Here is a 17913-nt window from a genome sequence, read left to right on the forward strand (position 1 = left end):
TGTGCTCCGATACGACCTGATCAGCTGTCATGAATGCGGCGTGCTGTACCGAAAGCGCCCGTTGCGTCCGCGTGAAAAGGCGCGCTGCGTGCGTTGCCGCTCGGTGCTCTACCGCGGCACGTCGGCCGACCTGAATCGCGTGGTGGCGCTGACCCTGGGCGCCGCCTTTATCTTCCTGATCGCCCAGTTCTTCCCCATCGTCGAACTCGACGTCAATGGCCTGACCTCCAGCGCCACCCTGCTGGGCGCCATCCGCGTGCTGTGGCACGAGCAGATGCACGTGGTGGCCACCATGGTGTTTTTATTTACCATGCTGTTTCCCGCCATCGAACTGGGCTCCCTGCTGTATGTGTCGCTGGGCCTGCGGCTGGGCGTGAAAGTGCCTGGCTTCAGCCTGGTGCTGCGCGCGGTGCAGACGGCGCGCGCCTGGGGCATGACGGAAGTGCTGATGATCGGCATCCTGATCACCGTGATCAAGATGACCAGTCTCGCCACCGTGGTGCCGCGTCCGGGCCTGTTCGCCTTTGGCGCGCTGACCATGATGCTGGCGATCGTCGTCTCGTTCGACCCGAAGGCGCTGTGGAACGCGGGCGACGACCTGGCGCGGCAGGCCTTGCCCGGCATCCGTTACAAGTCATTTGAACCGGGCGACGCATTGCTGCCCTGCCACAGCTGCGGCCTGGTGGCGCCACCGGGCGGCACGGCCAGGCATCCGCATTGCGTGCGCTGCGGCGCCACCTTGCATGGGCGCCATCCGGACAGCATCAACCGCACCTGGGCGCTGCTGATCGCGGCGGCCATCCTGTATATCCCCGCCAACCTGCTGCCCGTGATGTATACCCACTCGCTGTTCGGCGTCGAGGATGACACCATCATGAGCGGCGTGGTGTTCTTCTGGACCAGCGGCTCGAAAGGCCTGGCCATCATCATCTTTATCGCCAGCGTGGTGGTGCCGATGCTGAAACTGGCAACCCTGGCGCTGCTGGCGTTTACGGCGCAGCGCCGTTCACGCTGGCGCCCGGAGCAGCGCACAAAACTGTACCGCATGGTCGAATTCATCGGCCGCTGGTCGATGCTCGATATTTTCGTGGTGACCCTGACGGTGGCGCTGGTGCGCTTCGACGCGCTGGCCGTGATCACGGCCGGCCCGGGCGCGCTGGCCTTTGGCGCGGTGGTGGTGCTGACCATGCTGGCGTCGATGCAGTTCGATCCGCGCCTGATCTGGGACCCGGTCGACGATGCCGCCAAACCGCATCAACCCGCTGTAAAAAACCTGGCAATTGGAGAACACCATGTCTGACAAGGAAGAGGGCGTACGCGCGCCCGACACGCGGCAATTGCCGGAACCGGACGTGGACAAGGCCAGCCGCTGGCTGCCGTCGCTGGTGTGGCTGATCCCGCTGCTGGCCGCGCTGATCGGCGCCGGCCTGGCCGCCAAGTCCATCCTCGACCAAGGGCCGACGGTGACCGTCAGCTTCAAGAGCGCCGAGGGGCTCGAACCAGGCAAGACCAAGGTCAAGTACAAGGATGTCGATATCGGCCAGGTGCGCGCCATCAACCTGGGCGAGGACCTGAGCCGCGTGCTGGTGACCATTGAAATGAGCAAGGAGGCGCGCCGGTTCGCCACCGCCGATTCGCGCTTCTGGGTGGTGCGCCCGCAGATCGGCGCCAGCGGCGTGACGGGCCTGGGCACCTTGCTGTCGGGCGCGTATATCGGCGTTGACACGGGCAAGTCCGAGGCCAAGAAGGACAGCTTCACGGGCCTGGAAAGTCCGCCCGCCGTCGATGGCGACCAGAAGGGGAAATTGTTTACCCTGCATGCGGAAAGCCTCGGTTCGGTCGACGTGGGTTCGCCCGTGTTTTTCCACCGCCTGCGCGTGGGCAAGGTGGTCAGCTTCAGCCTGGACAAGGACGGCAACGGCATTTCCATGACGGTGTTCGTCAATGCGCCGTACGACCAGTTCGTCGGCAAGAACGCGCGCTGGTGGCATGCCAGCGGCGTCGACGTGCGCCTCGATTCGAACGGCTTCAAGCTGAACACGCAATCGCTGGCGGCGCTGCTGGTGGGCGGCATCGCCTTCGAGGCGGAAAACGGCCGCAAGCCCGAACTGCCCGCGCCGGCCAATACGAATTTCCGCCTGGCCCCCGACGAGGCCAGCGCCATGCGCGCGCCCGATGGCGAGGCCATCACCACCGTATTCTATTTCGACCAGTCGCTGCGCGGCCTGCAGCCGGGCGCCACGGTGGACTTCCGCGGCATCGTGCTCGGTGAAGTACGCTCGGTGGGCATCGAATTCGATCCGGTCAGGAAGAACTTCCGCATGCCCGTCACCGTGAACCTGTATCCGGCGCGCCTGGGCATGCGCTTCCAGACGGCGGTGGCCGATGCGGAAGGCTCCAGCAGCCACCAGATGCTCGAACGCATGGTCAGCCGCGGCTTGCGGGCCCAGCTGCGCACCGGCAACCTGCTCACCAGCCAGCTGTATATCGCGCTCGACTTCTTCCCGAAAGCGGCCAAGGTGGCGCTCGACACCAGCAAGTATCCGCTGGAAGTGCCCACCGTGCCGAACACGCTCGACGAATTGCAGACGCAGGTGGCCAGCATCGCCAGGAAGCTCGACCAGATTCCGTTTGCCGATATCGGCAATAATCTGAACGCTACCATCAAGGAAGCCAACGCGCTGTTCAAGCAGCTTGACAGCCAGGTGGTGCCGGAAATGCGCGGCACCCTGACGGCGGCAAAAAATACCTTTGGTATGGCCGAACAGGTACTGCAAAAGGATTCGCCGCTGCAGTCCGACGTGCGCCAGGCCTTGCAGCAGCTGACGCAAACCCTGCAATCGCTGAACGCCCTGACCGATTACCTGGAACGCCACCCCGAGTCGCTGATCCGTGGCAAACAAGGAGATGACAAGAAATGAAGACGATCTTTGCCATGCTGGCCGCCACCGTGCTGCTGGGCGCCTGCTCCACGCCGCAGCCCGAGCATTTCTATACGCTGTCCGGCGGCGGCCAGTCGAACCTGCAGCCGGCCAAGCCGGTGCAGTACTATGTCGAGATGCTGGCCGTCAGCGTGCCGCAGCAGGTCAGCCGCAACCAGTTCGTGGTGACGGCGCCGTCGGGCCGCATCGAACTGCTGGAGCAGCAGCGCTGGGCCGGGCCCCTGGCCGGCGAGATCGGCCAGGCGCTGTCGACCGCAGTCACGGGTGACCTGGGCGCGATCGACGTGTTCCGCACGCCGTATCCGGACAAGCTGCCGGTCTACCGCATCAGCACCAATGTGCAGCGCTTCGAATCGGTGATGAACCAGTATGCGCTGATCGACGCCGTGTGGAGCGTGCGCGAGCTGGCCAGCAACAAGGTCGTCACCTGCCGCACGGTGGCCAATGAAAAGACGGGCGCCGGCTATGACGAACTGGTGCTGGGCCACCGCCGCGCCGTGCAATCGATATCGAAACAGATGGCCGATGTGGTGCGCGGTTTCGGCGCGGGCAATGCCGTTTGTCCCGCCATTTGAAAGAAAATACATGTCACTGATTGATTTTGCTACCTTGTCCACACTGGCCGCCACCTCGGCCGGCATCACGCAACCGTGCAGCTGCTGCGCCGTGCCGCTCGACGCCTGGCAGCGTTTGCCCACCTCGCTGGAGCTGGACCGCTTCGAGGAAGTGGGTACGCTGGTCGTTGACGCCTACGACGAGCCGAGTTTCAAGGAATATCACCCGCAGGGCACGCGCGACGACAGTCCCGATGCGCCGATCGCGCCGCGCTACTATCCGGCCAACCGCAGCCAGGTGGCGCGCTGCCTGAATTGCGGCCGCCACTACCTGCGCTACAACGAGGCCGGCGGCTATTTCACCGAGTTGCGCATCCGCGCGTTGCGGCCGGAATTACTGGTCGATGCCGCCTAGGCTTTCCTTCACATGCGCAATACCCTGCTCGTCGTAGATCGCATACACGGCCGCCAGCATGTTCGCCAGCTCCGGTGAATGATCCATCTGGCGCACGCTGAACAGGATGGGCGAATACGCATGCGTGTCCTCTAGTGGACGATAGACCACGCTGCGGTGGTGCATGGCCTGCACGCTTTCCGGCACGATGGCGATGCCCTGGCCGGCCGCCACCAGGCCCAGTGAAATCTGCAGTTCGCGCACCTCCGTCACGCGGCCCGGCGTCAAATGGCCGGCGCTGAACATGGCCAGCACCTGGTCGGCAAAGCTGGGCCGGGGCGCTTTCGGATATACCAGCAGCGTGTCGTGCAGCAGGTCGGTCAGGCGCAGGCCTGCGCCGCTGGCGGCCAGCCGGTGGCCGGGCGGCAGCGCCACCACCAGCCGCTCTTCGCGCAGCAGGATGCGCCGGATGCTGGCGTCTTCGCCCGTCAGTCGGCCGAAACCCACGTCGATGCGGCCATCTTTGAGCGCCGCCAGCTGTTCCATCGTCGTCATCTCGTGCAGGCTGACGTCCACCTGCGGATGCAGTTCGCTGTAGCGGTGCACGATGTCGGGCAACTGGCCGTACAAGGTGGACGCGACAAAACCGATCGCCAGCGTGCGTTCCAGCTTGCCGATACGCTGCGTCATGGCTTTGAGGTCGCGCACCTGGTCCAGCAGGGGCCGCGCATGGGCCAGGAAGAAGCTGCCGGCTTCGGTCAGCGCCAGCGGGCGCGACCCTTTTTCGAACAGCGCCACGCCCAGCATTTCCTCCAGCTGCTGCATCTGCCGGCTCAATGGCGGCTGCGCCATGTGCAGCCGCGCGGCGGCGCGCGTGACATTCCTTTCTTCGGCCACCGCGACGAAGTAGCGCAAATGACGTAGTTCCATGTTTTTTCCTTTTCATACCTTCCAGGTATCGATTTCATACCAAAACAGTGTTGGACACGGCAGATGCCGGGGAATATCGTGGCATGGCTGCTCAAAATTATACGGAATAAATATGATTCAATATATCGAGACCTTCCTGGTGGATGTGCCGACCATCCGGCCCCACAAATTGTCGGTCGCCACCATGCATACGCAGACCCTGGTGCTGGTGCGCGTGCGCTGCGCCGACGGCATCGAAGGCTGGGGCGAGGCGACCACCATCGGCGGCCTGGCCTATGGCGAGGAAAGCCCGGAGAGCATCAAGACCAATATCGACACCTATTTCGCGCCGCTGCTGCTGGGCATGGAGGCGAGCCAGGTGGCGCGCGCGATGGCCAAGATCCGCAAGGCGATACAGGGCAACCGTTTCGCCAAGTGTGCGATCGAAACCGCCTTGCTCGACGCCCAGGCGCGCAGGCTGGGCGTGCCGCTGTCCGAATTGCTGGGCGGCCGGGTGCGCGACGAACTGCCGGTGGCCTGGACCCTGGCCAGTGGCGATACGGCCAAGGACATCGCCGAAGCCGAGCAGATGCTGGAACTGCGCCGCCACCGCATCTTCAAATTGAAGATCGGCCTGCGCGACGTGATGGACGATGTGGCCCATGTACTGGAAATCAAGCGGGCGCTGGGCCAGCGGGCCAGCGTGCGGGTCGACGTCAACCAGGCCTGGAGCGAGATGGACGCCGTGCGCGGCATCGCGGCGCTGGAAGCGGGCGGCGTGGACCTGATCGAGCAGCCTGTCAAGGCCGGCAACCATGGCGCCATGGCGCGCCTGAAACAGCGTTTTGACGTGGCCATCATGGCCGACGAAGCCTTGCATGGCCCCGACGATGCACTGGCGCTGGCGCGTGCGGACGCCGCCGACGTGTATGCCGTAAAAATCACCCAGTCCGGCGGCCTGCTGCCGGCGCTGGAAGTGGCCACCGTGGCGCGCCTGGCCGGCGTGGGACTGTACGGCGGCACCATGCTCGAAGGCGGCATCGGCACGGCCGCCACCGCCCATGTGTGCTCGACTTTTGCCGAACTGGCCTGGGGCACCGAATTGTTCGGCCCCTTGCTGCTGACCCAGGAACTGCTGCGCGAGCCGCTGGTCTACCGCGACTTCATGCTGCAGGTGCCGAGCGGGCGAGGGCTGGGCGTGGAGATCGACACCGACAAGCTGCAGGTAATGCGGCGCAAATAAGGAGAATCCATGTTATTCCATGTACGCATGACCGTAAACCTGCCGCTGGAGATGCCCGAGGCGCGGGCGACGCAACTGAAACAGACCGAAAGAGAACTGGCGCAGCGCCTGCAGCAGGAGGGCAAATGGCGCCACCTGTGGCGCATCGCCGGCCACTACGCCAACGTCAGCATCTTCGACGTGGCCAGCGTGGACGAACTGCACACCGTGCTGACCTCCTTGCCGCTGTTCCCCTACATGCAGATCGAAGTGATGCCGCTGTGCCGCCATCCGTCCGCGATCCGCGACGATGATTCCTGATTTTTTTCGCAGGCCTTTTATCACCATCATCACCATCAACGGAGACATCAAATGAACCATACCGAAATCGATACCCTCGTCAAGAAGTGGATCGTGGAAGCGGCCGACAAGCCGGCCAATCCGCGCGTGCAGCAAGTGGTGGTGCGCCTGCTGGGCGACTTGTGCAAGACCATCGAAGACCTGGACCTGACGCCGAACGAAGTGTGGAGCGGCATCTCGTATATGGCAGCCGCAGGCGCTGCGAATGAACTGGGCCTGCTGGCGGCGGGCATGGGACTCGAACATTTTCTCGACCTGCGCGCCGACGAGGCGGAAGCGAAGGCGGGCCTGTCGGGCGCCACGCCGCGCACCATCGAAGGGCCGCTGTATGTGGCGGGCGCACCGGAGAGCGTGGGCTTCGCGCGCCTCGATGACGGCAGCGAAAGCGACCGCGCCGAAGTGCTGTTCATGCAAGGCACCGTGTTCGACGCCGACGGCCGGCCGGCGCCGGGCGCCCAGGTCGAAGTGTGGCATGCGAACCTGATGGGCAATTACTCGTTCTTCGACCAAAACCAATCGCATTTCAACCTGCGCCGCACCATTGTCGCCGACGAACAGGGCCGCTACCAGTTCCGCAGCATCCTGCCGGTCGGCTATGGCTGTCCGCCGGACGGCACCACCCAGCAGCTGTTGAATTTGCTGGGCCGCCACGGCCAGCGTCCCGCGCACATCCATTTCTTTATCAGTGCCGACGGCCACCGCAAGCTGACCACGCAGATCAATATCGATGGCGACGCCTATCTGTGGGACGATTTCGCGTTTGCCACCCGTGACGGCCTGGTGCCGGCCATTACCCGCATCGACGATCCGGCCCAACTCGACGCACTGCGCCTGGACCAGCCGTACGCCTCGATCGACTTCGATTTTCATTTGAGCCGCGACAGCGCCGCGCTGCCCACGGCGCTGGTCGAGCGTCCCCGCGCGACGGCATAAGGAGAGCCCATGCAGCCGCCTTTGATCATCGACGGAACCTCCCTGCATTACCGCCTGGATGGCGATCGCGCCCGTCCCTGCGTAGTGCTGTGCAATTCGCTGGGCACGGACTTGTCCATGTGGGATGCCCAGACCGACGCGCTTGCCGAAGACTTTTTTGTGGTGCGCCATGATAGTCGTGGCCATGGACAGTCGGGCCTGGGGGCGGAATCCTTCGGCATTGACCGGCTGGGACTGGACGTGATCGCGCTGCTGGACCATCTGCGCATCGAACGCGCCGCGGTCTGCGGCATCTCGATGGGCGGGCTGGTCGGGCAATGGCTGGCGATCCACCATCCGCAGCGCCTGACTGCCCTGGTGCTGGCCAATACGGCGGCGCGCATCGGCAGCGTCGAGGGCTGGCAGGGGCGCGCCGCGCTGGTGCGCAGCGAAGGCATGGATACGGTGGCCGATGGCGCGGCCGGGCGCTGGTTTACCGCGCCGTTTATCGCGCGCGAAACGGCCACCGTGGCGCGCATGGTCGATACATTGCGCCGGCAGGATGCGGGTGGCTACGCCGCCTGCTGCGAGGCGCTGGCGCAGGCCGATCTGCGTGCCTGGGTGGCGGCCATCACGGTGCCCACACTGGTCATCGCCGGCGAGCATGACCCCGTCACCACCGTCAACGACGCGCACGAGCTGCGGCAGGCGATCGCGGGTGCCCGCCTGGCCACCCTGGACGCTTCGCATCTGTCGAACGTCGAAGCGCCTGCGGCATTTGGCGCCGCGCTGCGCGAGTTTCTGCGGTCCTAACTCCCCGCTCGCAGGGCCAGTATCATCATCCCCGACGCCAGCGCCCACAGTCCCAGTCCGGCCCATGCCCGGCTGGCGCTGCGCGCATGAAACACCCACAGCGCCGCCACCGTGTACACCGCAAAACTGAGCAGGCTGGCGATCAAGACCGCGTCGGCGCGCGAGGCGTTCGAGACGCGCGGCAGCAGCAGCGCCAGCGCGGACGACAACAAGGCTGCCAGGCCATAGCCGCCCAGCGCGGCGGCCAGTACGCGGCTGGCGATGCTCCAGCGCCAGGCGGCGCCCATCTTGCCTTTGGCCGGTTTGCTCATGCGCGCGCCTCCCTCGGCACCTGTTTCACAGCCGCCTTGTCTTGCCAGACTCGGTGAATGCGCCAGGCGCAGCCGGCGAAGGCCACCCCCAGCGCCAGCGCCGTCAGTTCCACACCAAAGCGCATGGCGTCGCCGGTCAGCGCATAGCGCCACAGCTGCTGGCCGGTGGTGGCCTGGTTCAGCAGCGGCAGCGCCAGGCATAGCGCGGCCGCCACGGCAAACTGCTCGACCCAGGGGCGGCCCGGCGAGCGCAGCAGCGCATGCAGCAGGGTGGCCGCCCATAGCCACAGGAAGACGCGGATTTCCCATATGTCGCGCTGCGCCAGTTCGGCCGGCAGCAAACGGTTGCCCCACAAATAGCCGATCGAGGCGATGCAGATGCCGGCCATGGCCGCCACGCTGAACGCTTCGATCACGCGATACACGGCGCCGGTGGCGGCGCCGAATTCCAGTGCGCTTTTGCGGCGCCGCTTGACCATGAACAGATTGGCGCCGGTCGCCACCATCACGGTGCCCAGCAGGCCGCTGATAAAGTACAGCCATTTGATCGGCCAGCCGCCGAAGCGCGCGACGTGCAGCGCTTCCATCACGTGATGCACCTGTTCGCTGGCAAAACCGGCGGGCGGTTCGGGCCGCTGCACCTGCAGCACGGCGCCGCTGACGCCATCGAACGTGACGATGCCGGGCGCCTGCAGGATGGTGCCGCCATGGCTGCCCACCTCGGCGTTCGCGAACACGCGCACTGTCGCTTGCAGGTCGCCCGGCTGCTGCACCAGCACCATGGTCACTGGCTTGCCCAGCAGCAGCTGCGCCGACGCCAGCATGGGCGCCAGCGGCAGCAGTTGCGCCGGCGTGCCCGAGCGTTTCCTGGCAACCGGCGGCGCCGCGTCGTGCGCCAGTTCCTGCTGGTAGCGGGCGTAGGGTTCATCGCCGCCATAGGCCGTTTGCAGCGGCCAGGGCATGTAGCTGCTGTAGAAAAACGCCACTCCCGTGTAGACGATCATCAGCAAAAAGGGCAAGGTAAACACGGCGCTGGCGTTATGCGCGTCGAGCCAGGAGCGTTGCCCTTTGCGCGGGCGAAACGTAAAGAAGTCGGCAAAGATGCGCCGGTGTACGATCACGCCCGACACCAGCGCCGCCAGCGCGCACATGGCGATCCAGCCCACCAGCCAGTAGCCCGGCACGCCCCCATGCAAGGTGTAGTGAAAGCTCATGAAGTGCCGGCCGCCTTCGGTCTTGCGGCCCCACGGTCCGGGCAGCAGTTCGCCGGTCTGCGGGTGCAGCGCCGCCTGCTGGTTGCCCTTGCCGACTCTTGACACCAGCTGCAGCGCGTCGCCCGGCTGCCTGGGCAGGTCCAGGCGCCAGAAGCTGGCCTTGGGCGCGGTGGCTGATAAATGCCGGATGGCCGCGTCCAGCGCCAGCGGCGCGCCGGTGGCGGTGTCGGACAGCAAGGGCCGCGCTTCCATCCAGCGCGTGATCGGTTCGCGAAACACGCTGACCGTGCCGGTGAAGAAAATCGCGCACAGCAGCCAGCCGCAGCTCAGCCCGACCCAGGTGTGCAGCCAGGCCATCGACTGGCGCAAGCCGTCCTTCATGCAGGGCCAGTCGGCGGGGGGAGGGAAGAGTGGGCTGGTGCATGGCGTGGTTCTCCAGAGGTGGCTGGCGCCCGGATCGGCGCCCATGGAAGGAAGACGCATCAGGCGCGCAAAACCTGACGTCCACCGTGAAAAAAAGTGGCAGGCGCGGATAAATTGACATTGCCAATAGGAAATTGATCCAAGTCATGATAGTTTTGGCATGTTTATGAATCGATTACTTTTGCTAAAGGTCCGACCGACATGTCTTTCCTGATCGTCCTGGCCGCCCTGGCCTTTCTGATGCTGGCAGCCTACCGCGGCTACAGCGTGATCCTGTTTGCCCCCGTGGCCGCCCTGGGCGCCGTGCTGCTGACCGATGCGTCGGCGGTGGCGCCCGTGTTCAGCGGCATCTTCATGGAAAAGATGGTGGGCTTTATCAAGCTGTATTTCCCCGTCTTCCTGCTGGGCGCCGTGTTCGGCAAGCTGATCGAAATGTCGGGCTTTTCGCAGTCCATCGTGGTGGCCGCCATCCGCTACATCGGCCGCTCGCGTGCCAATGCCGTGATCGTCGCCGTGTGCGGCGCGCTGACCTATGGCGGCGTGTCGCTGTTCGTGGTGGTGTTCGCCGTCTATCCGTTCGCGGCCGAACTCTACCGCCAGAGCAATATCCCCAAGCGCCTGATGCCGGGCGCCATCGCCCTGGGCGCATTCACCTTCACCATGGATACCTTGCCCGGCACGCCGCAGATCCAGAACATCATCCCCACCACTTTCTTTCAAACCACCGGCTGGGCAGCACCGTGGCTGGGCACCATCGGCGCCGTGCTGACGGTGGTGGCCGGCCTGGCCTACCTGGAATGGCGGCGCCGCTCGGTGATGGCCAGCGGCGAAGGCTATGGCACCGATACCCAGCCAGTGGCTTCGGCCGACCCGGCCAGCCTGCCGTCGCCGCTGCTGTCGGTGGCGCCGCTGGTGCTGGTCGGCGTGGCGAACTTTTTGCTGAGCCACTGGATTCCGCTCTGGTATGGCGCCAGCCACGTCATCACCAGCAGCGAGCTGCCGGGCCTGCACGCGCCCGTGACGACCTCGATCAATGCCGTGGTCGGCATCTGGGCAGTGGAGGGCGCCTTGTTGCTGGGGATCTTGCTGGTCTGTGCCACCGCCTTCAAGCGCATCAAGGACGGCTTTGCCGAAGGCACCAAGGGCGCGGTCGGTGGCGCCTTGCTCGCGGCCATGAACACGGCTTCCGAATACGGTTTCGGCGGCGTGATCGCCGCGCTGCCCGGCTTTATCGTGGTGCGCGACGCCCTGCGCAGCGTGCCCGACCCGCTGGTCAACGCGGCCGTCTCCGTGACCACCCTGGCCGGCATCACCGGTTCCGCCTCGGGCGGCATGAGCATCGCCCTGGCCGCCATGTCCGACAGCTTTATCGCCGCCGCCCAGCAGGCCAACATTCCGCTGGAAGTGATGCACCGCGTGGTGGCCATGGCCAGCGGCGGCATGGACACCCTGCCGCACAACGGCGCCGTGATCACCCTGCTGGCCGTGACGGGGCTGACGCACCGGCAGTCGTACCGCGATATTTTCGGCATTACCCTGATCAAGACGGCGATCGTGTTTTTGGTGATTGGGACGTATTATCTGACCGGGTTGGTGTGAGTGGGGACTGAGCGACCGGCAAGGATGGATTTGGTAGCACTGCTTACCATCCCAAGCCTCTCAGCTCTTTTTGCAACCGTATCAAGAAAATCCAGAACCCCACCCCCATGATGAGTGTCGCGATGAACACAAGTCCGCACTGCTCGCCGACCGTAAGCCTGCGCGATTTGTACAGCTTGAACGATGCCCAGAGAAAGAAACTCAGGGCGAGGAGCGCAAGCGGAAGTTTCAGCGGCCTGTCATTGAACTTGGGCAAAGAGATACCTGTGAATATCGCCAACATATCAGTCGGTCGATCAATAAAGAGCACGAAAAAGGCCATCACGGGCAGAAACCCGATGAGTAGCCCCAGGAGATAGAATTTGATGCCGTGACCCGCTGGGTGATTGAACATGGCCCTGATGCCTTCCCGGAGTATTGTTTGCCCAATCACGTGATCGTCGTAGCTCGTCGAAAAGAGCGGCGCGTGATGTCGATGGTGGCCTTCTTGCAGGCTGAACCCATTACAACCGGCGACGGATATCGTTTCAAGCCGCCGCGTCAAGGTTCGATTCATTTCCGGTTGCGCCGTCTTGATGTTCACCGCAGTGAGCGTTTCAATTGCCACGCTCGCTCGTTGCGCGCTATATTCCGTCACGCCGAAGTTGCATGCCTTTATCGATCCGATGCAGGACAGCGTCGCAACGCAATCAAGGGGTCCTCACCATCATGGATAAAATCGATTTCAACTACCTGCAGGCGTTCGTGATGGTCGCGCGCGAGCGCAGTTTTACGCGCGCCGCGCTGCAGCTGGGGGTGTCGCAATCGGCGCTCAGCCACACCATCCGCCGGCTCGAAACGCAGTTGAACGTGCGGCTGCTGTCACGCAGCACGCGCGGCGTGTCGCCGACCGAGGCGGGCGAGCGCCTGTTTGCGTCGATCGAGTCGCACTACGAGGGCATCGCGGCCAGCGTCACGCGCCTGACGGAAACCCGTGAAAAGCCGGCCGGCACGATCCGCATCACGACCCACGACCATGCCGCCAGCACGGTCGTGTGGCCGAAGATTTCGCCGCTGCTGGCGCGCTATCCCGATATCAAAGTGGAGCTCAATATCGAGTATGGCCTGATCGATATCGTCGCGCAGCGCTATGACGCCGGCGTGCGCCTGGGCGACCAGGTGGCGCAGGACATGATCGCCGTGCGCATCTCGGACGATTTGCGCATGGTGGTGGTCGGCTCGCCCGCTTACCTGGCGCAGCGCGCAGCGCCACGCGTGCCGCACGACCTGGCGGCACACCGCTGCATCAATCTGCGCCTGCCCACCTATGACAATCTGTCGTCCTGGGAATTCATGAAGGAGGGCCAGCGGCTGGACGTGCGCGTCGATGGCCAGTGCATTTTCAATACCACGCCGCAAAAAGTGCAAGCCGCATTGGAAGGCCACGGCCTGGCCTGGGTGCCGGAAGACCTGGTGGTCGCGCATGTCGCGGCGGGGCGCTTGCTGCCGGTCCTGCAGGACTGGAGCCCTACCTTTCCCGGCTACCATCTGTACTACTCTAGCCGCCGGCAACCCTCGCTGGTGTTCACCGTGGTGCTCGATGCGCTGCGCGTGTGAGGTCATGATTCATGACGGCAGCTCATGTCGCTATTGATTCATGCACGGGTATGCGCATGAGCGTGGCGCGCCTATAGTGGCTGCGTCATTCACCACGTTCAAGGAATAGCCATGCAACTCAAAAGAGTCGGCTCGCAGCCGTCAAGCAAAGGACCCGAGCAGTTTTTCACCGGCACTGTGCGGATCGACATGCTCAACAGCGCCCCCGCGCCGTCGCGCGTGTCGGTGGCCAGCGTCACCTTCGAGCCGGGCGCGCGCTCGGCCTGGCATACGCATCCGCTGGGCCAGACCCTGATCGTTACCTCGGGTTGCGGCTGGACCCAGTGCGAAGGCGAGGCCAAGGTGGAAATTCGCGCTGGCGACGTGATCTGGTGCCCGCCCGGCCACAAGCACTGGCACGGCGCCACGGCCAGCACCGCCATGACGCATATGGCGATTCAGGAGGCGCTCGATGGCGTGAACGTGGTGTGGCTGGAGAAGGTCGGCGATGACGATTACCTGAGCCCGCTTACCACGAACCACTCCTGAGCCGCGTCATATATCGCTGGACTGATGTATGTGGGCGTGCTCGACCATGAGGCCGCTGAGGTGCTTGACTACTGCGCTACCCGAAGCAAGACGTCAGCGTGATGATGGCCGGTAAAACCGGAGAACAACTTGCCGCGCAACTGGACCTGCCTGCCCAATTGCGGCCTGAGCGTGGCGTACTGCGCCGGCGTCAGCACCAGCTGGATTTCCCGCACGTCCTTGTGCGGCTCACGCTCCGGGTCGCCATTGCCTTGCGTGCAGATAGCCTGCTTGAGCGTCAGGTAAAAGCCGGTTTCAGCTTCATCGCCGTCGGTGATACTTTCAAAGTTGGGGCGGCCAGGAAACGTTGCCCGATGCAAGGTGCCGCTCAAGGCCACGGTATCGGGTTCATATTTCAGGCAATCGGCGGCATTGGCTGCCGAGCAAAACAGGCTGAAGAAAAGCAGGTTCAACAGTTTCAGGCGGATGGTCATGGCAGGGTTTTAGTAAGGACTGGACTCATGTTAGCGGGGATGTTGACGTGAGCAAGGCGATTCGATGAACCTTGCTTAACTGTAATGTACACGCAGCTTTGCAATAGGGACGTGCAAACTGACGTGGTCGGGGTGAGAGGATTCGAACCTCCGGCCTCTGCGTCCCGAACGGTCAGCTCTTAGAGTATTAAGCGGTTGATTTTAAACGATTTAGGTGTTTTTGATTTTCGCAAAAAATGGATTTTTGCCAGATTTTTTGCCAAAAATACGTATTTTAGACAGGCAAGAGCAAATATCTAGCTGGTCAAATGACTGAACTGTAAAAGTTCAATGCCATAAGAGCAACGATGCTATATTGATGAAAATCATTTTTTGGAGTCAGCAATGCAATCGTTCTCATGGACGTCCATTTTGTTCTACGTTGCGTTTGGAATTTTCGTCTACTACCAGCAGCTACACACCAAGAATTTTCAGGGTGATAGCGAGGGATTCCACATGGCGTTAAATCTATCAATTGGTATTGGGATGATTGTTGGGCTGCTGTATCTTGTCAATTATGGAATTGCAACAACATGGTGGGTGCCAATCGTCATTTTTGTCATCGGCATCTTGGGGACGTTTGTGGGTGTAATCGCGGAGCGTATTATTGGCACTCAGACACTCAGTCTTGCCGGATTCATCGGCTGGCCGCTATGTGCTTACTACATGTTTGCCTACATACCGAAAACCGGAGCATAGCGTGAACCTAGCTCTTATACCTAACGCGGGCTATGGTTGTCCCCCTGCCCAATACCGTCTCTGTCGTTAAAGCACAAAAAAGTGCGCCCCGGATGATTCCGCGACGCGTTTTTTTGCGTCTATTACGCGCCAGAGCCGCGCACAGAGCGCGCCTGCGGTCGTCTAGCAGGCGCCTGCTGGATTCCCTCGGGCTTGGCCTGCGTCGTCGCCTGCGCGGCTTCTGGTGTGCTTGCAGACGCTTCCCGAGCGCTTGGGCTGTCGCTGTCCTTCGTCGGTGCGGCTGGCTTCTCAGTCGTTGCAGCCCCCGGCTGCTCCTTGCCGCCTTCCGCACCTTCGCCGCCTCCCTGCCTGCCGCCCCTGCCGCCTTGGCGGGTGGTTGATTTCGTTGCTGCTGCGACGCTGGCCGCGCCTGCCGCGCCTGCGATCTTCTCGCCCGCACCGCCAAGGCCTGCCGCTGCTTCGCCCATTTGCTCGCGTCCACCGCCAACCCAACGCATCAAATTGTCGCCGATTTTGTGAATGAATCCGATCACGTGCTTGATGAGATAGACGACCGCGCCGAAGTAAATTGCAATCATCATGATAGAAGTGCCAAGGCCGACGAGTGAACCGACTTGCGACAGCTTGAAGACTGATGCGAAGACGGCATTAAACGCGCCGAGCACTGGCGCTAGGGCCGTGAGCGCGGCGACGTATCCCAGCGTGATAAATGCAGGGCGCAAGAGCACGCCAAGGAGCAACAGATAGCCCGCTCGGGCGTTGCCCGCTAGGCCATCGCCGTGCGGATTCAAGTGCATCACCGCCCAGAGCGGCGCCGCTATCACTGCTTCAATGCAGAGCAGTAGCCAGCCAATCGCGGCGCCAAAATAGAGCAGGAAGGGCAGCATTGGTAGGAATACAGCGACGCTCGCGGCGAAGACGAAGAGCGCTGAACATATCGCGATCATGATCCACCCGACAGCATTAAGAGCGCCCACTGCCGCTCCCGCAATGGCCTTCGATGTGCCGAGCGTGAGCACGCCGAGCACCTCGCCCCACGCGCTGCCGTTCGTTGCTTTCGTTCCTTCGCTTACTCCGATCATCGCCACACCCGCGACGATGCCTAGCTCGCTGCCTACCATTAAATTATCGCCGAAGTCTTTCATGCTCATGAGCGGATGCCGGTCAGGGTTCAGCGTGAGCGCGCTTAGCACGCCGTCGGCGAAGATTGAGGCGCTCAAATCTTTTGCGACACGCGAGAGCGGATTGCTCGAATCTCCGACGCGCCCCGCCGCTTCTCCAACGTCTTTGTCTGCGATGCGAGCGCCGCCACTGCGGGACACGATGCCCGCGAGTGCTTCGACAAATTTGCCGGTATCCCCGCCCGCCGCATAGCTCTTCGAGTCGAGACTGGGCGCCGAGGCTGTCGGAACGTCGGCGATTGCTCGACGCACTTCGTCCTGCATCTGTGCCGATTTCATGAACCACGCCCCTGCCAACATCCAGCCGTCCGCTTTCGCTCCGTCCATGAATTTTTTCATGTCGTCGGCTTGCGTGAAGACCGAAGCGGAAGCGGCGACGCTATTTTGATATTTAGCGATGGCGGCGTTTACTGCTGCAATGACGTCGGGCGCCTTGGCGCCGTCGTTCGTGAATGCAACGACCTCGCGGGCGGTCTTGTTCATGTCATGCTCCAAGCTCGCCAGGGCCGACATGTGAGCATCTTGCACAGCGTTGAGCGCGGTGGGGTCTGTTGTTGAGCCAAGAAGCGCGGCCTTTGCTTTTGCTGCTGTTAATCTGATCGTGCTGTAAGCGACGCCCCCGCAATCGTTGCCGCCATTGATGCCGTAGTATCGCGCGCCCGCGCTGCTCTTTGTCGTCATTTTTGAATTCATTCCGTCGATAACGCTGCTGTTATAGCCCTCGACGCATAGCTGCGAGATAAGCACGCCCTTGGCAAGCTCTGCGACCGCTGGCATGACGATTGTCGGGGCGAGTCCCTTCGGCGTGCTTGTCGCGTCGATGTAGCCGCTCCAAACGTTATCAGCGAGCGCTACGCCTTGCCCAATCAAGAAGCCGAAAAGCAATTGCGCGACGCAATAGCCGCCCGAAACTGGCACGACAAGAGAGACGCCCAAGACGGTTCGGATGGGTATCCACATACTGCTCCACTGCCGTCCCAGCGCGTCGCCGTCGTGGGCTGTCTGCATCGTGCCGACGATCAGCGTATACGCTGCAATCAACCCGCCAATGGTCAACATTCCAGCGTTGAAAATTCCCAGCGTCTTCTCGAAAGCGTTCGCCGCGCCTCCGCACTCGGCGAACATCGAGCCGAAAATGGGAACAAGAAAATCCGCGACGGCTCGGGACGTGCAAGAGACCTCAAAGAATTTTGGCGCCGCATTGGCAACGCTTGGCAAGAGGCCAAGGCCCAGCAGTGCGAGGAACTGCCAAGCTCTCGCGGCCCATTTCGTCGTGCTTTTCATTGTTGCCCTCCCTTTTGTTTTTGTTGTTCGCTCGTTCCCTTGTCGTATCCGATCAACGCTCGGAGGCGCTGCTTGCGGTCAAACTCCGCCAGCCGCTTCCGCTCCTCTTCTTCCCTCTTTTTCGTTTTCTCTTGACGCTTCGCCAGCCGCTTCGCTTCGCGTTCGCCGCTCTCGCGTTTTAGCTTTCTGTCGAAGTGAGTGTGGGGGCGGCAGCACATGCGCCAAATATTTGGCGAGTATTGCCAAAGGGCGATGAGGCCAAACCCGAGCACAATAATAAGGGCCACCATGGTCGGGGCTTGGGCGATTCGCTCAAAGACATTTTTAAGAAAATCGACGATGATGGCACAAATGAAAAAGGCAACAACGAGGCTTGTCCGAACGACATAGCCCGGGGCGCGCCTGAGCGCTTGAATGATTTCGCTGCGAGGTTCTGCCATGATTTTCTCCTATGTGTGTT

At 62.7% G+C, this 17913-nt stretch carries 19 protein-coding genes; 12 read left to right on the top strand and 7 right to left on the bottom strand.

Annotated elements, in window-relative coordinates; translation table 11 throughout:
* Positions 1-40: 40 nt before the first annotated feature.
* From ACP7B7_RS15365 to ACP7B7_RS15380, 4 genes are read left to right on the top strand one after another with little or no spacing between them, the layout of a single operon-like run.
* Positions 41-1300, top strand: a complete 1260-nt coding sequence (locus tag ACP7B7_RS15365; protein WP_426077204.1) for a paraquat-inducible protein A — start codon at positions 41-43, stop codon at positions 1298-1300.
* Positions 1293-2921, top strand: coding sequence for an intermembrane transport protein PqiB (locus ACP7B7_RS15370; RefSeq protein WP_426077205.1), 1629 nt, complete (start codon positions 1293-1295; stop codon positions 2919-2921). The genes ACP7B7_RS15365 and ACP7B7_RS15370 overlap by 8 nt, the downstream gene beginning before the upstream one ends.
* Entirely contained in the window at positions 2918-3517 is a 600-nt protein-coding gene (locus ACP7B7_RS15375) for a PqiC family protein (RefSeq protein ID WP_426077206.1), read from the top strand. Before ACP7B7_RS15370 ends, ACP7B7_RS15375 begins: the two co-directional genes overlap by 4 nt.
* 10 nt (positions 3518-3527) lie before the next feature.
* A complete protein-coding gene (locus ACP7B7_RS15380; protein ID WP_308922896.1) occupies positions 3528-3911 on the top strand; it encodes a hypothetical protein in 384 nt (127 codons plus the stop codon).
* Here ACP7B7_RS15380 and ACP7B7_RS15385 read toward each other — a convergent pair.
* Complete coding sequence (locus tag ACP7B7_RS15385) at positions 3891-4820, bottom strand: LysR family transcriptional regulator (RefSeq protein ID WP_426077207.1); 930 nt, start codon at positions 4818-4820, stop codon at positions 3891-3893. The genes ACP7B7_RS15380 and ACP7B7_RS15385 overlap by 21 nt on opposite strands.
* A gap of 112 nt (positions 4821-4932) precedes the next feature.
* On the opposite strand from ACP7B7_RS15385, the gene ACP7B7_RS15390 reads away from it, so the two are divergent.
* Genes ACP7B7_RS15390 through pcaD form a run of 4 tightly spaced genes read left to right on the top strand, consistent with a single transcriptional unit; the run spans position 4933 to position 8106 of the window.
* Complete coding sequence (locus ACP7B7_RS15390; protein ID WP_426077208.1) at positions 4933-6042, top strand: muconate/chloromuconate family cycloisomerase; 1110 nt, start codon at positions 4933-4935, stop codon at positions 6040-6042.
* Positions 6043-6051: 9 nt separating this feature from the next.
* A complete protein-coding gene (gene catC, locus ACP7B7_RS15395) occupies positions 6052-6342 on the top strand; it encodes a muconolactone Delta-isomerase (RefSeq protein ID WP_426077209.1) in 291 nt (96 codons plus the stop codon).
* A 51-nt stretch (positions 6343-6393) separates the two neighbouring features.
* Positions 6394-7314, top strand: coding sequence for a catechol 1,2-dioxygenase (gene catA / locus ACP7B7_RS15400; RefSeq protein ID WP_426077210.1), 921 nt, complete (start codon positions 6394-6396; stop codon positions 7312-7314).
* A 9-nt stretch (positions 7315-7323) separates the two neighbouring features.
* Positions 7324-8106 carry a 3-oxoadipate enol-lactonase gene (gene pcaD, locus ACP7B7_RS15405; protein ID WP_426077211.1) on the top strand — a complete coding sequence of 261 codons (783 nt, stop codon included), beginning with the start codon at positions 7324-7326 and terminating at the stop codon, positions 8104-8106.
* Here the strand turns inward: pcaD and ACP7B7_RS15410 are convergent.
* Positions 8103-8417 carry an iron transporter gene (locus ACP7B7_RS15410; RefSeq protein ID WP_426077212.1) on the bottom strand — a complete coding sequence of 105 codons (315 nt, stop codon included), beginning with the start codon at positions 8415-8417 and terminating at the stop codon, positions 8103-8105. The two genes, pcaD and ACP7B7_RS15410, sit on opposite strands and share 4 nt — an antisense overlap.
* Positions 8414-10114 carry a PepSY-associated TM helix domain-containing protein gene (locus ACP7B7_RS15415; protein ID WP_426077213.1) on the bottom strand — a complete coding sequence of 567 codons (1701 nt, stop codon included), beginning with the start codon at positions 10112-10114 and terminating at the stop codon, positions 8414-8416. The genes ACP7B7_RS15410 and ACP7B7_RS15415 overlap by 4 nt, the downstream gene beginning before the upstream one ends.
* Before the next feature lie 141 nt (positions 10115-10255).
* Here ACP7B7_RS15415 and ACP7B7_RS15420 point away from each other — a divergent pair, with 141 nt between their 5' ends.
* On the top strand, positions 10256-11653 hold the full coding sequence (locus ACP7B7_RS15420; protein ID WP_426077214.1) for a GntP family permease: 1398 nt from the start codon (positions 10256-10258) through the stop codon (positions 11651-11653).
* Between the two features lie 43 nt (positions 11654-11696).
* Here ACP7B7_RS15420 and ACP7B7_RS15425 read toward each other — a convergent pair whose 3' ends face one another.
* A complete protein-coding gene (locus ACP7B7_RS15425; protein ID WP_426077215.1) occupies positions 11697-12260 on the bottom strand; it encodes a hypothetical protein in 564 nt (187 codons plus the stop codon).
* 101 nt (positions 12261-12361) lie between these two features.
* Here ACP7B7_RS15425 and ACP7B7_RS15430 point away from each other — a divergent pair, with 101 nt between their 5' ends.
* The gene (locus ACP7B7_RS15430) at positions 12362-13249 is read left to right on the top strand and encodes a LysR family transcriptional regulator (protein ID WP_308922885.1); all 888 of its coding nucleotides are present in this window, start codon (positions 12362-12364) and stop codon (positions 13247-13249) included.
* A 111-nt stretch (positions 13250-13360) separates the two neighbouring features.
* Positions 13361-13777 (top strand): (R)-mandelonitrile lyase, encoded by a 417-nt coding sequence (locus ACP7B7_RS15435; protein WP_308922884.1) that lies wholly within the window; start codon positions 13361-13363, stop codon positions 13775-13777.
* Between the two features lie 68 nt (positions 13778-13845).
* On the opposite strand, the gene ACP7B7_RS15440 is transcribed toward ACP7B7_RS15435, so the two are convergent.
* Complete coding sequence (locus tag ACP7B7_RS15440) at positions 13846-14250, bottom strand: DUF4431 domain-containing protein (protein ID WP_426077216.1); 405 nt, start codon at positions 14248-14250, stop codon at positions 13846-13848.
* Positions 14251-14634: 384 nt separating this feature from the next.
* Between ACP7B7_RS15440 and ACP7B7_RS15445 the strand changes: the two genes are divergently transcribed.
* Entirely contained in the window at positions 14635-14988 is a 354-nt protein-coding gene (locus ACP7B7_RS15445) for a hypothetical protein (protein WP_426077217.1), read from the top strand.
* Positions 14989-15110: 122 nt separating this feature from the next.
* On the opposite strand, the gene ACP7B7_RS15450 is transcribed toward ACP7B7_RS15445, so the two are convergent.
* Both ACP7B7_RS15450 and ACP7B7_RS15455 read right to left on the bottom strand, forming a co-directional pair.
* Positions 15111-17453, bottom strand: coding sequence for a DotA/TraY family protein (locus tag ACP7B7_RS15450; protein WP_426077218.1), 2343 nt, complete (start codon positions 17451-17453; stop codon positions 15111-15113).
* Entirely contained in the window at positions 17450-17893 is a 444-nt protein-coding gene (locus ACP7B7_RS15455) for a hypothetical protein (RefSeq protein WP_426077219.1), read from the bottom strand. The genes ACP7B7_RS15450 and ACP7B7_RS15455 overlap by 4 nt, the downstream gene beginning before the upstream one ends.
* Positions 17894-17913: the final 20 nt, after the last annotated feature.

Origin of the sequence: Janthinobacterium sp. PSPC3-1 (assembly GCF_049896105.1) — a bacterium.
Taxonomy (GTDB): Bacteria; Pseudomonadota; Gammaproteobacteria; order Burkholderiales; family Burkholderiaceae_D; genus Janthinobacterium.